Annotated in this window: 10 protein-coding genes; 3 read left to right on the forward strand and 7 right to left on the reverse strand. The window is 68.5% G+C overall.

The window, feature by feature from the left end; genetic code table 11:
- Window position 1: 1 nt before the first annotated feature.
- The gene (locus tag AB0M24_RS12480; RefSeq protein ID WP_363765044.1) at window positions 2-613 is read left to right on the forward strand and encodes a DUF4386 domain-containing protein; all 612 of its coding nucleotides are present in this window, start codon (window positions 2-4) and stop codon (window positions 611-613) included.
- Here the strand turns inward: AB0M24_RS12480 and AB0M24_RS12485 are convergent.
- Entirely contained in the window at window positions 566-1,867 is a 1,302-nt protein-coding gene (locus AB0M24_RS12485; RefSeq protein ID WP_363765047.1) for a jacalin-like lectin, read from the reverse strand. The genes AB0M24_RS12480 and AB0M24_RS12485 overlap by 48 nt on opposite strands.
- Entirely contained in the window at window positions 1,852-3,771 is a 1,920-nt protein-coding gene (locus tag AB0M24_RS12490) for a ricin-type beta-trefoil lectin domain protein (protein WP_363765050.1), read from the reverse strand. Before AB0M24_RS12490 ends, AB0M24_RS12485 begins: the two co-directional genes overlap by 16 nt.
- A 168-nt stretch (window positions 3,772-3,939) precedes the next feature.
- Here AB0M24_RS12490 and AB0M24_RS12495 point away from each other — a divergent pair, with 168 nt between their 5' ends.
- Together AB0M24_RS12495 and AB0M24_RS12500 are read left to right on the forward strand one after the other, a co-directional pair.
- Window positions 3,940-6,159, forward strand: coding sequence for a cellulase family glycosylhydrolase (locus tag AB0M24_RS12495; RefSeq protein ID WP_363765053.1), 2,220 nt, complete (start codon window positions 3,940-3,942; stop codon window positions 6,157-6,159).
- A 138-nt stretch (window positions 6,160-6,297) separates the two neighbouring features.
- Window positions 6,298-9,429, forward strand: a complete 3,132-nt coding sequence (locus AB0M24_RS12500) for a family 78 glycoside hydrolase catalytic domain (RefSeq protein WP_363765056.1) — start codon at window positions 6,298-6,300, stop codon at window positions 9,427-9,429.
- Here the strand turns inward: AB0M24_RS12500 and AB0M24_RS12505 are convergent.
- From AB0M24_RS12505 to rhaS, 5 genes are read right to left on the reverse strand one after another with little or no spacing between them, the layout of a single operon-like run.
- Window positions 9,377-10,675, reverse strand: coding sequence for a rhamnulokinase family protein (locus AB0M24_RS12505; RefSeq protein ID WP_363765059.1), 1,299 nt, complete (start codon window positions 10,673-10,675; stop codon window positions 9,377-9,379). The genes AB0M24_RS12500 and AB0M24_RS12505 overlap by 53 nt on opposite strands.
- The gene (locus tag AB0M24_RS12510; protein WP_363765063.1) at window positions 10,672-12,696 is read right to left on the reverse strand and encodes a bifunctional aldolase/short-chain dehydrogenase; all 2,025 of its coding nucleotides are present in this window, start codon (window positions 12,694-12,696) and stop codon (window positions 10,672-10,674) included. The genes AB0M24_RS12505 and AB0M24_RS12510 overlap by 4 nt, the downstream gene beginning before the upstream one ends.
- Window positions 12,696-13,847 (reverse strand): L-rhamnose isomerase, encoded by a 1,152-nt coding sequence (gene rhaI / locus AB0M24_RS12515; protein ID WP_363765066.1) that lies wholly within the window; start codon window positions 13,845-13,847, stop codon window positions 12,696-12,698. The genes AB0M24_RS12510 and rhaI overlap by 1 nt, the downstream gene beginning before the upstream one ends.
- Window positions 13,848-13,864: 17 nt before the next feature.
- Complete coding sequence (locus AB0M24_RS12520; RefSeq protein WP_363765069.1) at window positions 13,865-14,176, reverse strand: L-rhamnose mutarotase; 312 nt, start codon at window positions 14,174-14,176, stop codon at window positions 13,865-13,867.
- 1 nt (window position 14,177) lies between these two features.
- Window positions 14,178-15,209: a rhamnose ABC transporter substrate-binding protein gene (gene rhaS, locus AB0M24_RS12525; protein ID WP_363765730.1), complete on the reverse strand. Its 1,032-nt coding sequence runs from the start codon at window positions 15,207-15,209 to the stop codon at window positions 14,178-14,180.
- Window positions 15,210-15,233: the final 24 nt, after the last annotated feature.

The following is a 15,233-nucleotide window of genomic DNA, read 5'->3' on the forward strand; positions in this document are numbered from 1 at the left end:
AATGCTGAACACTGTACAGAGATCGATCGCTGCCCTTGCGTTCACGGCTGTTGTCGCCGCGAACGCATCATTTGCGCTGCTCGGTGCCTCCTTCGACTACCCGGCCATCCTTCAGGAGCTGGACGCGATGACCCGTTTCCAGGCGAACGCGGGCGTGATCGGCGCCGAGTTCGCGCTGCTGGCGTTCAGCGCGGCCCTGCTCGCCCCGCTCGCGCTGCTGCTGCACAGACGCACCGCGTGGCTCGGGGTCGCGGCCGCGGTGGTGCAGGTCGTCGGCCTGCTTCGATGGCCGCTGGTGGTGCCGCACCTGACCGACCGGGCCACGTTCGACACGCTCAACCTCGTGCTGGGCGTCGTGATCGGCGAGACCCTCGGCTACCTGCTGACAGCGGCGTGGACGGTGGCGATCGTCCGGGCGCTGCGGATCGCCCCGTGGCTCGGCCTGCCCGCCGCGGTGATGATCGCGGCGGGCGTGCTGACGCCGTTCGACGTGCCGGGCGCCGACCAGATCAACTTCGTCGGCTACCTGGTGTGGAGCGTGTGGGTGGTGCTGATCGGCGTCCGGTCACTTGGGCGCGAAGATCGCACCGAGCCGGTCGACCTCGTCGCCTGAGCGGCCGGTGAACCCGGCGATGCGCCATCCGGCGGGCGCGGTGAGGGTGAGCGTGTCACCGGTTTCCTTGCCCGCCGAGAGCGTGCGCCCCTGGTCCGTGGTGAACGTCGCCGAGAAGACGCGGGTGTGGCCGTTGTGCTTGCCCTGGCTCAACTTCACGGACACGAGGTGCTCGCCCGGCGCGAGCGTGAGGGTTGACGCGGTACCGCCGTTGCCGCCGTGGCTGAAGGTGGTGTTGCCGACCGTGAACGCGACCTGGTCCACCCTGTTGCCCCCGCGCAAGGTCAGCGCGCGTACGGCCCCCTGGTCGACGGCGGCGAGGTCGGTGAACGGGGTGCCGTGCGGGCCGCCGTGCTCGGCGCTGAGCCGGATGCCGGGGTCGGCCGTCCAGTCGAACCTGGCCGCGATCGGGAAGTGGTCGGACAGCGGTTTGCCTTGCGCGTCCACGAAAGCCGTGTGGTCGTTGCGGTAGTCGCTGGCGGTGAGGGTGATCTGCCGGTTGCCCCGGTAGAGGATCTTGTCGACGACCTCGCAGGTGTCGGTGGGCGTCGGGTCGCACACCAGCGCCGGGCTGCCCGCCGCCGGTGCCTGGCCGCCGCGTTCCAGCTGCACCCACGCGTCGGTGAGTCCGTTGGTGGTGACCAGTTCGCGGATGTTGTCGTCCGCGCGGGTGTACCGGGTGTTGGTGTCTCCCATGACGATGACCGCGTTGCCGGCCGAGTTCGCCGCGATGAACCGGGACAGCTGGGTGATGTTCGCCCGGCGCGCGGCGAGGTCGGCCGGTTCGGTGCCGGCGTTGGGGTGCAGGTTGTAAAGGTCGACGAACACCCCGTCGGCCAGTGCGACCCGCTTGTACGTGAAGCCCTTGGGCGTGAGGCAGTCCGTGCCGTTGCAGGACGACCACTTCGTGCGTTCGAGGTCGCTGTAAGGCAGGTGGGACAACGTGTTCAGGCCGCTGCCGAACGGGATCCCGCCGCTCGTGGGGGTGCGGTGGGCGTGGTTGTCGCCCGCGTAGAGAGCCGCGTGGTAGTTGAAGTCCTCCTGGACGTTGACGACGGCGTAGGGGGCCAGTCGCGGGCTGATCAACGGCGTGTTCACCGCGGGGTGGCCCGACGAGAGGCCTTCCGGCAGGCCGGCCACGTTGTAGGTCAGCACCTCGAAGCTGCCACCCGTGGCGGGCTGGGCGGGTGTTGCCAGTGCCGCCAGCAGCGCGGGGATCAGGAGCAGGGTTCCGGGCATCAGTTGCGGGTCCACTTCTGGTTGTCGTTGCCGTTGCAGGACCACAGGACGAGCAAGGTTCCGTTGGCTGTGGCCGCGTTGTGGGCGTCGAGGCACAGCCCCGACTGCACGCCGGTGATGGTGCCGTCGGCGTTGAGGTTCCACTGCTGGTTCGTGCCGCCGGTGCAGTCGTAGATCGCGACCTTCGTGCCGTTCGTGGTGCCGTGGTCCCACGCGTCGAGGCACTTGTCGCCGTACACCACGAGCTCCTTGCGGGCGTTGTGGGTGAACGTCTGGGCCACACCGCCGTTGCAGTCCCACAGCTGGGCCTGCGTGCCGTTGGTGATCGTGTTGCGGTTGATGTCCACGCAACGCCCGGACTGCGTGCCGATCACCTCGGTGCCTTTGGTGCCGGGGAGTTCCCGCACCTCCACGACGGTCGCGTCGCCGGTGAGCGCGAACGAGTTGGGGCCCTTGGCCAGCGACACGATCACGGACACCGTGCCTTTGGTCTGCGCTGAGCCGGTCGGCGGCAGCGCGACGGCGGTGGGGACCTGGCCGCCGTTGACCTGCAGGGTGGCCTTGCGGGCGACCCGCTCACCGTTGGCGTACTCGATCGTCGCGACCGCCAGGCCGCCCGCGCTCGCGGTGACGCGCGAGTTCTCGACAGGGAGCGCGGTTGTCTCGGCTCCGGTCACGGACAGCATCACCACGTCGCCCGCCGGGACGGTGACGCTGTGACTGCCGGTGGTGATCGAGGAGGTGGCGCCGGTCCAGAGGTTGCGGACAGCGGCCATGCGACCGGACAGGCCCAGATCGGCGAGCCGCAGAGTCATGGTCGCGCTCGACGACGTGCGGTTGAGCAGTGCGACGGCCCGGTGTCCGTTGCCGGACAACACCTTCGCGTAGACCTGCTGACCACGGACGTCCTCCGCGACCTCGACCGCGGGCAGTCCGCGCGGATCCTGGCCCACCGCGACGACCTCGCGGTTGGTCAGCACCGAGATCGTGGCATCGTCCATTTTGGTCAGATCGTTGCCGAGGAGCATCGGCGACCCGCCGACCGCCCACAGACTCATGTGCACGCGGCTGGCCTTGGGGGACAGGCCCGGCATGCCGATCATCATCATGTCCGGGTCGTTGTAGTACCCGGTGTGCTGCGCGGTCGGCCGCTGGTTCTTGTCGAAGTTCTCGTAGACCATGTCGATCGACGGGGTCTCGTGCGCGAAGATGATGTCCGTTCCGGTGCGCCACAACGGGGCCATGCCCGGCGCCCAGTTCCACGGGTCGTTCTTGCCCCACTCGCAGATCGACAGCACCAGGTCGCGGCCGGTCGCGGCACTGGCCTTCGTCACGGCGTCGCTGAGCGCCTGGTAGGTGCTGGGAGCGTCGAGCTTCTCGACGTCGGCGCCGCACCAGTCGACTTTGACGTAGTCGAAGCCCCACTTCGAGAACTGCAGCATGTCCTGCTCGTAATGGCCCTCGCTGCCGGTGCCCGCGTGCGGTGGTCCGGGAGTGGGGAAGTAGTAACCGCAGCCGTTGCGGCCCGCGTCGGTGTAGATGCCGGCTTTGAGGCCCTTGCTGTGGATGTAGTCGGCGATCGCCTTCATGCCACCGGGCCACTGCGCCTGGTCGACGGTGATGTTCCCCGCCGCGTCCCGGGTTCCCTTCCACCACCCGGAGTCGATGTTGACGTACTCGTAGCCGGCGGAGGCGAGTCCTTTCGACACCAACGCGTCGGCCTGGGATTTGATGACGTTGTGGTCGATGTTCTCGAAGAAGGTGTTCCACGAGGCCCAGCCCATCGGGGCGGCGGGAACGGCGATCTGGTTGCGGGTGACGGGTGCGGCGAGGGCAGGGGACTCGCCGACCGCGGTGACGGTGCCGCAGGCGACGGCCAGTGCGAGCAGGCCGGCGCGGGCTCCTGTGAGCGCTAACATTTTCGCAATCTTGGGGCGGCGCGGCGTGGGCGTCAACGATTTTCGAATGGTGCTCGTCGATTGTTCGACAATGTCGTCGAATTCGAGAACCGCAGGGCGGATTCGCGCGGCGCAATAGGGCCACTCGGCGGTTTCCGCTATTCCGGGAGCGCTCCCAGAATGGCGTGCATGACCTGGCGAACTCTCCGTGCGGTGATGGCCGCGTTGCTGCTGGCCGCGTTTCTGACGCCGGCCGCGAACGCCGCGGCACCCGCGCGGATCATGGCCCTCGGCGACTCGATCACCGGCTCACCCGGCTGCTGGCGGGCACTGCTCTGGAGACACCTGCAGGACACCGGACGTACCGACGTCGACTTCGTAGGCTCGTTGCCCGCACCGGGCTGCGGGTTCGCGTACGACGGCGAGAACGAGGGCCACGGCGGCATCCTGGCGACGAACATCGTGCGGGACAACCAGCTTCCCGGCTGGCTGTCGTCCGCCCGCCCGGACGTCGTGCTGATGCACCTGGGCACCAACGACGTCTGGAGCAACGTCCCGGCGGCCACGATCCTCAACGCCTACACCGCGATGCTCGGCCAGATGCGCGCGAGCAACCCGGCGATCAAGCTCGTCGTCGCCCAGATCATCCCGATGAACCCGTCCAACTGCTCGGCGTGCGCGCAGCGTGTGATCGACCTGAACGCCGCGATTCCTGGCTGGGCGCGGACGAACAGCACGGCGGCCTCACCGGTCACCGTGGTCGACCAGTGGACCGGTTTCAGCACCTCGGCGGACACCACCGACGGCGTGCATCCCAACAGCACCACCGGGATCCAGAAGATCGAAGGCCGCTGGTTCCCGGCCGTCGTCGCGACACTCGGCGGTGCCACGGGCCTGCACGTCGAGGGCACGAAGATCGTCGAGGGCAACGGCACCCCGTTCGTGATGCGCGGGGTGAACCACGCCTATGTCTGGTACCCAGGCCAGAACAGGGCGTTCGCGGACATGAAGCCCTTCGGCACCAACACCGTTCGCGTGGTGCTCGGCAGCGGTCAGCGGTGGGGGCCGACGCCCGCGTCGGAGGTCGCGAACGTGATCTCGCTGTGCAAGCAGAACCGGATGATCTGCGTGCTGGAGGTCCACGACACCACCGGCTACGGCGAGCAGGCCGGCGCGGCGACTCTCGACCAGGCGGCGACCTACTGGATCGGTGTGGCGAACGCGTTGAAGGGCCAGGAGAACTACGTCGTCATCAACCTGGGCAACGAGCCGTTCGGCAACAACGCGTCGGTCAGCGCCACGTGGGCGAGCGCGACGAGCGGCGCGATCGGCAGGCTGCGCGGTGCCGGTTTGCAGCACCTGATCATGGCCGACGCGCCGATGTGGGGCCAGGACTGGGGCAACGTCATGCGGGACAACGCGGCGTCGGTGCTCAACGCCGACCCGTTGCGCAACACCGTGTTCTCCGTCCACATGTACGGCGTCTACAACACGGCGGCCAAGGTGAACGCCTACCTCGACGCGTTCAAGGCTCTGCCGTTGGTGGTGGGGGAGTTCGGGCACAACCACAGCGACGGCGACCCGGACGAGGACACGATCATGGCTCAGGCGCAGAGCCGCGGCCTCGGTTACCTCGGCTGGTCGTGGAGCGGTAACAGCGGCGACGTCGGCTACCTCGACATGACGACCAACTTCAACCCGGCGAGCCTCACGCCGTGGGGTGAGCGGTTCCTCAACGGTGCCAACGGAGTCCGGCAGACCTCGAAGGAAGCCACGATCTTCGGTGGTGGCGGCGACTCCCAGCCGCCGTCGGTGCCCGGCACTCCGGCCGCTTCGGGTGTGACCTCGCGTGGTCTGACGTTGAACTGGGTGGCGTCGACGGACAACGTCGGCGTGACCGGCTACGACGTGTTCCGCGCGACGGGCAGTGGTTCGTTCGCGCAGGTGGCTTCGTCGGCGTCGACGACTTACGCGGACAGCGGGCTGACCCCGTCGACCACCTACCGGTACCAGGTGCGGGCGAGGGACGCCGCGGGGAACGTCTCGGCGTTCTCCGGCATCGTGACGGCGACGACAGCCGCCGGCTCTGCCACGTGCGAGGTCGGGTACGCGGCGCAGAACTGGGGCGGTGGCAACGGTTTCACCGCGAGCGTGACGATCAAGAACACCGGCACGAGTGCGGTCGACGGGTGGACGCTGGCCTTCAGCTACGCCGACGGTCAGCGCGTCACGTTGCCGGGCTGGGGTGCGACGTTCGCGCAGTCCGGCGGCAGCGTCACGGCCACCAATCTGGCCTGGAACCGCACGCTCGCGCCGAACGCGTCCACGAACATCGGGTTCAACGGCTCGCCCAGCGGAGCCGACCCGGCTGCGTTCACCCTGAACGGAAGCACCTGCACCACGGGTTGACATTTAAACGATTCAACCGTGATGACCGATTGCGGACAGCCTGCTCGCCCCTGCCTTGACACTGCCTGCCGCTCGTAACACCCTGGCCGTCGCTACCGTGATTGAAACGTTTCATCCAGCGACGAAGGTGGAGACGACGTGCGCAGACGGGAGTTCCTCAGGACATCGGCGGTCGGGCTGTCCGCGACCGCATTGCCGGTGGGAGTGGCGCGGGCGGAGTCTGGTCCGGTGAGCGGGGCTGGTGGTCTCCGGGTGGTGCGCACGACCGTCGAGTACGCGGAAACGCTGCTGGGCACCGACGTCGCGGCACCACGGCTCGGCTGGGTGCTCGCGGCGGACGGGACGGGTGCGCGGCAGACGGCCTACCAGGTCGAGGTCGGCACCGCGCCGGGACGTGCGGACGTGTGGCAGTCCGGCCGGGTCGCGTCGGACCGCACCACCGGGGTTCCGTTCGCGGGCAAGGCGTTGCGCCCGCGCACGCGTTACCACTGGCGGGTGCGGGTGTGGGACGGCGCGAACCGCGTGTCGGGGTGGAGCACCTCCAGCTGGTGGGAGACGGCGCTGCTGGGGACTTCGTGGCAGGCGCGCTGGATCGGGGCGCCCGACACGTCCATCGGGTTCACCGGTGCCTCGTGGATCTGGTCGGCCACCACCCCGCCGGAGAGCCGCTGGTTCCGCACCACGCTGGAGCTTCCCGCCGACGCGGTGCGGGCGCGGCTGGTCGCGACCGCGGACGACGACTTCACCTTGTACGTCAACGGATCTCAGGCGCTGCACGTGCCAGAGCAGACCGACGTGTGGAAGGTCGGGCAACGCGCCGACGTCACTCGTTTCGTGAGCAGGCGGATCGTGCTGGCCGCGCGAGCGACGAACCGGTCGCCCGGACCGGCGGGATTCCTGCTGCGCCTGCTCGTCGATCTGCCCGACGGTCAGCGCGAGCTGGTGACAGGGCCTGGCTGGAAGGTGGCCGACACCGAGCAGTCCGGCTGGCAGACACCGGACTTCGACGACTCCGCGTGGGCCGCCGCGACCGTGCTCGACCCGTACGGGCAGGGTCCGTGGGGTTCGAACGTGACGGTCGTCGAGCAGCCCGCACCGTTGTTGCGCAAGGAGTTCACGCTCAGCAAGCCGGTGTCGCGGGCCCGGTTGTACGTCAGCGGCCTGGCCTACCACGAGACGTCGATCAACGGCAGCCGCGTCGGTGACCGCGTGCTCGATCCCGGCTTCACCGACTACGACAACACGGTTCTGTACGCGACGCACGACGTGACAAGTCTGGTTCGGAGTGGCCGCAACGCGATCGGCGTGACGCTGGGCCGCGGTTTCTTCGGGATGAAGTCGCCGAACGTGTGGCGCTGGGAGCGGCCGCCGTGGCACGACGAACCGAAACTGCTGGCCCAGCTGGAGATCGACCACCCGGACGGCACTCGCACGACGATCGCGTCCGACGAGTCGTGGCGCCTCACCGACGGTCCGACGTTGTCGAACTCGCTGTACACCGGCGAAACCTACGACGCCCGCCTTGCCCCGCGCGACTGGACCAAGCCCGGTTTCGACGACTCGAAGTGGCAGTCGTCGCCGGTCCGGCCCGCGCCGAAGGGAACGCTGAAAGCACAGGAGCACGAACCGATCCGCGTGGTCGAGTCGGTCACGCCGACGGTGCGCATGCTGAAGCCGGGCGTGTTCGTCGCCGACATGGGCCGCACGATGTCCGGCTGGACGCAGCTCACCGTGCAGGCGCCGGCGGGCACCGTCGTGCGGCTCAAGCACGGCGAGACGCTGAACGCCGACGGCAGCGTGCACATGGAGAACGGTCACGTCACCGGCAACCGGATCCAGCTCGACGAGTACGTCTGCGGTGGTCAGCAGGAAACCTGGGAGCCGAAGTTTTCCTACAAGGGTTTCCGGTACGTCGAGGTGACCGGGTTGACCGCCGCTCCGAAGCTCGTCGGCCGGGTCGTGCATTCGGACGTGCCCGCGGTCAGCACGTTCCGGTGCTCGGAGCCGCTGTTCGAGCAGTACGACGCGGCGATGCGCCGGACCGTCGCGAACAACCTGCACGGCATCCCGACCGACACCCCGACGTACGAGAAGAACGGCTGGACCGGTGACGCGCAGGTCGGAGCGCCGTCGATGCTCGCCGAGTTCGGGATGGCGAAGTTCTTCACCAAGTGGCTCGGCGACCTCGCGGACAGCCAGGACACCGCCGGTCAGCTGCCGGTGATCGTGCCGAGCGGTGGCTGGGGCTACCGCGAGCTCGCGCCCGCACCGGAGTGGACGACGGTCTATCCGTTCGTGCTGCGGGAGATGTACCGGATCTACGGCGACGAACGGCTCGCCGCGCAGCACTGGCCGGTGCTCACCCGGTACCTGGACTGGGAGATCGCCCGGCTGCGCGACGGGCTCGCGGTCACCGCGCTCGGCGACTTTCTGCCGCCCGGTTCCGGTGGCATTCCGCCCGAGGACACCAGGCTCAGCGCGACCGCCTACCTGTATCGGTCGTTGCTGCACGCTGCCGAGCTCGGTGACGTGATCGGCAAGCCCGTCCCGCGTTATCGCGAGGTCGCTTCAGGGCTGTTGTCAGCGTTCAACCAGGCGTTCCTCGGCGCGGGCTACTACCGGACGGCGCGCGATCCCGACTACCGGCAGACGTCCAACGCGCTGCCGCTCGCGTTCGGCATGGTGCCCGCGGGGTCGATCCAGGCCGTCGCGGACCGGCTCGCCACCGAGGTGCGCGCGAACGGCAACCACGTCAACGTCGGCTGCCTCGGTGCGAGCGTGCTACTGAAAGCGTTGAGCGACAACGGACACGCCGACGTCGCCACCGCGATGGCGGTCGAGCGCTCCTACCCGAGCTGGGGCCACTGGTTCTCCAACGGCGCCGACACCATGTGGGAGATGTGGGACACCGGCACACGTTCACGCAACCACTACTTCAAAGGCACTGTCGCGCAGTGGTTGTACGAGCACGTCGCCGGACTCGTGCCGGGCGATGCCGGCTACCGGACGTTCAAGGTGTGGCCGAACGCGGTTGATCGCGTGTCGTGGGCTCGGCTGGAGTTCGAGAGCGTGCGAGGCCGGATCGTCGTGGCGTGGGCCAAGGTCGACGGCGTGCTGAAGCTGACGGTCGAGGTGCCGGTGGGCTCCACCGCCGAGGTGCACGTGCCGCACGCGAACGGGTTCGCCGTGGTGAACGTGCCGCACGGGCGGTGGAGGTTCAACGGGGGAGGTAGCGCCGCAGCGGCTGCGACTGCCGAACCAGCTTCCTGAGGTCGGCGAGCGTGCCGTGGACCGCCCCCACGGCACGCGCCTGCACCAGGACGTTCCCCAGCGCGGTGGCTTCGGCGGGTCCCGCGACCACTGGGAGACCGCACGCGTCGGCGGTGAGCTGGCACAACAGCTCGTTGTGCGAGCCGCCGCCGACGATGTGCACGGTGTCGACTTCTTGCCCGGACAACCGCTGTGCGTCCTCGACGGCGTCCGCGTGCGCGAGGGCGAGACTGTCCAAGATGGACCGGACGATCTCGGCTCTGGTCATCGGCGTGCCGCACCACTGCTGAATCCGGGTGGGCATGTCCCCTGGTGGGAGGAACACCGGGTCGTTGGGGTCGAACAGCCGGCCTCTGACGTGCGCGGCTTCTCGCAGCAACGGATCCAGCGCGGTGTCCCACTTGCGCAGACATTCCTGCAGCAGCCACAGTCCCATCACGTTGCGGAGGTAGCGGATCGTGCCGTCGACGCCGCCCTCGTTGGTGAAGTTGGCGGCTTGGCTTTCGGGGGTGAGCACGGGGTCGGAGAGCTCCACGCCCACCAACGACCAGGTGCCGCAAGAGATGTAGGCGAACCGCTCGTTCTCGGCGGGCACGGCGACGACGGCGGACGCGGTGTCGTGCGACCCGACCGCCGTGACCGGGACGCCGTGGTAGCTGCCTGCCGAGTCGCCGGGGTGGCGCAGCTTCGGCAGGAGGTCCGCGGGCAGGTTTCGGGTCAGGTCGGGCGACCACTGTCCTGTTCGGACGTCGATCAGGCCGGTCGTGGTGGCGTTGGTGTACTCGGCGCCGCGTTCGCCGGTCAGCCAGTAGGAGAGCAGGTCGGGGATCAGCAGCAGCTGGGACGCCTGGGGCAGCAGCGGTTCCGCCATCAGCTGGAACATCGTGTTGAACGGCTGGAACTGCAGGCCGTTGACCTCGTACAGCCCGTCGGGCGGCTTGATGCCGTCGGTGCGGGAGTCGCGGTAGTGCACGGGGTTGTCCAGCAGCCGGCCGCGGGCGTCGAGCAGGCCGTAGTCGACGGCCCAGCTGTCGATGCCGATGCTGTCGATCTCGCCAGCCTTCTTCAGCCCGGTGAGCACCTCGCGGTACAGGCCGGGCACGTCCCAGTGGAGTCTGTCGCCGTGGTGCACCGGCCCGTTGGCGAACCGGTGCACCTCCTCGATGCGCACGGCGCCGTCGGTGATGACCCCTCGCACCACCCGGCCGCTGGACGCGCCGAGGTCGACGGCCGCGACTGCAGTCATCGCAGGAACGCCGCTGCGACACCGGCGTCGACCGGCACGTGCAGGCCCGTCGTGAGCGAGAGATCGCCTGCTGTCAGTGCGAACACCGCTGCCGCCACGTGCTCGGGCAGCACCTCGCGCTTGAGCAGGGTGCGCTGGGCGTAGAACTCGCCGAGCTTCTCCTCCGGCACGCCGTAGACCGCCGCACGTTGGGCACCCCAGCCGCCCGCGAAGATGCCGGAGCCGCGCACCACACCGTCCGGGTTGACGCCGTTGACGCGGATGCCGTCCTCGCCGAGCTCCGCCGCCAGCAACCGGACCTGGTGCGCCTGATCGGCCTTCGCGGCGCCGTACGCCACGTTGTTCGGTCCGGCGAACACCGCGTTCTTGCTGGAGATGTAGACGATGTCGCCGCCCATCGCCTGGGCGCGCATGACCTTCGCGGCCTGCTGCGACACCAGGAACGAACCCTTGGCCATCACGTCGTGCTGGAGGTCCCAGTCGGCCTCGGTGGTGTCGGCGAGCGGCTTGGAGATCGACAGACCGGCGTTGTTCACCACCAGGTCCACGCCGCCGAACGCGCGTGACGCCGCCCGGAACGCTTCCGCGATGTCCTCTGCGTCGGTGACGTCGACGGTCACCGCGACTGCGACATCGGCGGTTCCGATGCTCTCGGCGACTTCGACAGCCGCGTCACCGTTGCGGTCGGCGACAACTACACATGCGCCTTCCGCTGCGAGTCGTTGGGCGATGGCCCGGCCGATGCCCGAACCGGCGCCGGTGACCAGAGCGACGCGGGTGGCGAGCGGTTTCGGCTTCGGCATCCGCTGGAGCTTGGCCTCTTCGAGCGCCCAGTACTCGATGCGGAACTTCTCGCGTTCCTCGATCGGCGCGTACCGGGAGACCGACTCGGCGCCGCGCATGACGTTGATGGCGTTCACGTAGAACTCACCGGCCACGCGTGCGGTCTGCTTGGTGCGGCCGAAGCTGAACATGCCGACGCCCGGCACGAGCACGACGGCCGGGTCGGCGCCGCGCATCGGCGGGCTGTCTTCCTGAGCGTGCCGCTCGTAGTAGGACTTGTAGTCCTCGCGGTAGGCGTCGTGCAGGTGCTCCAGCCGGTCGATGACGCTGTCGAGTGGTGCGGTCGGGGGCAGGTCGACCACCAGCGGACGGACCTTGGTGCGCAGGAAGTGGTCGGGGCACGACGTTCCGAGCGCGGCCAGTTCGGGATGCCTTGAGCGCGACAGGAAGTCCAGCACCACCTCGCTGTCGGTGAAGTGACCGACCTGGGGCGAGTCCGTGGAGGCCAGGCCGCGGATCACCGGCGCGAGTTCGGCAGCCCTCAGTCGGCGTTCTTGTTCCGGCAGAGGTTCGTGGATCACCGGTCCGAACGGATCCGGACGGCCGTGGTCGTCGAGGTAGCGCTGGGCGGTGGTGATGATGTCGAGAGAGTTGGCCTCGCACTCCTCGCTGGTCGCGCCCCAGGCCGTGATGCCGTGGCCGCCGAGGATCACGCCGATGGCCTGCGGGTTGTCACGTTTGACCGCCGCGATGTCCAGCCCCAGCTGGAAACCTGGCCTCCGCCACGGCACCCACACGACCCGTTCGCCGAAGCACGCCTTGACCAACGCCTCGCCGTCGGCCGCCGTGGCGAACGCGATGCCCGCGTCCGGATGCAGGTGGTCGACGTGCTGCGCGTCCACCAGGCCGTGCATGGCCGTGTCGATCGACGGCGCCGCGCCGCCCTTGCCGTGCAGGCAGAAGTCGAACGCGGCGACCATCTCGTCCTCGCGCTCGACACCTGGATAGACGTCTCTCAAGGCGTGCAGCCGGTCGAGCCGCAGCACCGCGAGCCCCGACTCGGTGAGCGTGCCGAGGTCACCGCCGGATCCCTTGACCCACAACAGCTCCACGGGCTGTCCGGTCACCGGGTCGGTCTCCGAGCCCTTGGCCGAGGTGTTGCCGCCCGCGTAGTTGGTGTTGCGCGGGTCGGCCCCCAACCGGTTCGAACGGCCCAGCAGCGCTTCGACCTGACTCATCACGCACCCCACCCGGCGGCCTCGCCACCGACTCGTTCACGGACGATCTGCTCCGCGTACCCGGACCGCGCGTAGGCGGCCATGGGATCCGGATCCAGTCCCATTTCTTCTCGCAGTTCTTTCAGCAGTGGACGGACATCGGTGTTGTAGGCGTCCATCAACGCAGCGTTCGCCCCGAGCACGTCACCGGCCTGCTGTGCGTTGTTCAGCGCCTCGTGATCGACCAGGAGCGCCTTGGCCGTGGCCTCCTGGACGTTGAGCACAGACCGGATGATCGCGGGGATCTTCGGCTCCAGGTTGTGGCACTGGTCGAGCATGAACGCGATGCCCGCTGCCGGTGTCAAAGCGTCGGCCAAGACGATCTCGTGCATGATCCGGAACAGCTGGAACGGGTCCGCCGCGCCCACCATCAGGTCGTCGTCGGCGTAGAAGCGCGAGTTGAAGTCGAACGCGCCGAGCTTGTTCGCCCGCAAGAGGAACGACACGATGAACTCGATGTTCGTGCCCGGCGCGTGGTGCCCGGTGTCGATCACCACCTGCGCTTTCTCGCCCAGTTGCAGGCAATGCGCGTACGCCGTGCCCCAGTCCGGCACGTCCGTCGTGTAGAACGCGGGCTCGAAGAGCTTGTACTCCAACAACATCCGTTGGTCACCGAGCCGGTCGTAGACCTCTTGGAGTGCTTCGGCGAGCCGGTCCTGGCGGGCGCGGAGGTTGTCCTGGCCGGGGTAGTTCAGGCCGTCCGCGAACCACAGCTTGAGGTCGCGCGAGCCCGTGGCGTCCATGATGTCGACGCACTCGAGCAGGTGCCCGATCGCCTTGCGCCGCACCGCCGGATCGGGGTGGCACACGCTGCCGAGCTTGTAGTCGTCGTCCTGGAAGACGTTGGAGTTGATGGCTCCCAACGCGACCCCGCGATCGCGTGCATAGGATGCGAGCTTGCCGTAGTCCTCGACCCTGTCCCACGGGATGTGCAACGCGACCGTCGGCGCGACCCCGGTCAGCCGATGCACGACCGCCGCGTCGTCGATCTTCTCGTACGGCGTGCGCGGCACCCCCTGTTGCGCGAACACCTTGAACCGGGTGCCCGAGTTCGCGTACGCCCACGACGGCGTCTCGATCCGCTGCTCGCGCAACGCGTCTTTCACGCTCATTGTTCTCCCCAAAGCTTTCAGTCGAGGTGGAAGACCTCGTCCAGCGGCCGCATCCGTTCGTCGGCGTTGCCGTCACCGACGAAGAACTCCGCCATCTCGTGCTGCCAGCGCGCGTTCACCTCGGTGCGGGCCATCTCGGCCAGGGCGGTGTCGAAGTCGTCGCATTCGAGGTAGCCGACCAGCAGGCCGTCCCCGTCGAGGAAGAGGCTGTAGTTGCGCCAGCCCGCCTCGCTGAGGGCAGCCCGCATCTCCGGCCACACCTCGCGGTGTCGCGCCCGGTAGTCGTCGAGACGATCCGGGCGGACCCGCAAGGTGAAGCAGACGCGCACGTCAGAAGTCGAACTTGTCGATGTTGTCCTTGGTGAACACGGTCGGCGGCCCGAGCACGACCTCGCCCTTCGCGCCGATCGTGTAGTCGCCGAGGTCACCGGCCTTGAACTTCTCGCCCTCCGCGCCGGTGATCTGCCCGGACGCCAGAGCCGCAGCGGTGTACACGGCGAGGTAGCCGAGCTTGCTCGGGTCCCACAGCGCGAACGACTTCACCGTGCCGTCCTGCACGAACTTGCGCATCTGGTTCGGCGTGCCCAGTCCGGTGAGCTGAACCTTGCCCTTGTACTCGGACGAGCTGAGGTAGCGCGCGGCCGCCGCGACGCCGACCGTGGTGGGCGAGATGATGCCCTTGAGGTTCGGGTGCGCCTGGAGCAGACCCTGGGTCTTCTGGAACGACGTCTGGTCGTCGTCGTTGCCGTACGCGGTTTCCACGAGCTTGAGGCCGGCGTACTCGGGCTTCGCGAGCTCGGTCTTCATGACCTCGATCCACGCGTTCTGGTTGGTGGCGTTGGGGGTCGCGGACAGGATCGCGATCTCGCCGGTGCCGCCGATCGCCTCGGAGATCAGTTTGACCTGGCCCGCGGCGATCTCGTTGGACGTGGCCTGGTTGATGAAGACGTCGCGGGCGTCCGGTGCGGCGTCGGAGTCGAACGTGACGACCTTCAGGCCCTGCGAACGCGCGGACTTCAGCGCGGGGGCGACGGCGTTGGCGTCGTTCGCGGAGATCACCAGCGCGTTCTGCTTCTGCTGCGCGGCGGTGTTGATGTAGGTGACCTGGGAGGAGGCCGCCGCGTCGGACGGACCGGTCGGCTTCACCTCGGCCTTGATCGCCGTGCCTGCCTGCTCGGCACCCTTCTGCGCCACGGTGAAGTACGGGTTGTTGACCTGCTTGGGCAGGAACGTGATCTTCAGACCTTCTTTGAGGGGCGCGTTCGGGTCGGCCTTGGCGGCGTTCGTTGCGCCGCCGGTCTGCTGGCTCGAACTGTCCTTCGTGGTGCCACCGCAGGCGGTGAGCGCGACGGCCCCGGACATCACCAGGGCGAGCACTAGCCGTGT

The organism is Lentzea sp. NPDC051838 (assembly GCF_040681245.1).
Classification (GTDB): Bacteria; Actinomycetota; Actinomycetes; order Mycobacteriales; family Pseudonocardiaceae; genus Lentzea.

Coding starts and splice junctions, on each gene's coding strand:
- AB0M24_RS12480 (WP_363765044.1), top strand. CDS start 2: ATGCTGAACACTGTACAGAGATCGATCGCTGCCCTTGCGTTCACGGCT.
- AB0M24_RS12490 (WP_363765050.1), bottom strand. CDS start 3,771: ATGTTAGCGCTCACAGGAGCCCGCGCCGGCCTGCTCGCACTGGCCGTC.
- AB0M24_RS12495 (WP_363765053.1), top strand. CDS start 3,940: ATGACCTGGCGAACTCTCCGTGCGGTGATGGCCGCGTTGCTGCTGGCC.
- AB0M24_RS12505 (WP_363765059.1), bottom strand. CDS start 10,675: ATGACTGCAGTCGCGGCCGTCGACCTCGGCGCGTCCAGCGGCCGGGTG.
- AB0M24_RS12510 (WP_363765063.1), bottom strand. CDS start 12,696: ATGAGTCAGGTCGAAGCGCTGCTGGGCCGTTCGAACCGGTTGGGGGCC.
- rhaI (WP_363765066.1), bottom strand. CDS start 13,847: ATGAGCGTGAAAGACGCGTTGCGCGAGCAGCGGATCGAGACGCCGTCG.
- rhaS (WP_363765730.1), bottom strand. CDS start 15,209: ATGTCCGGGGCCGTCGCGCTCACCGCCTGCGGTGGCACCACGAAGGAC.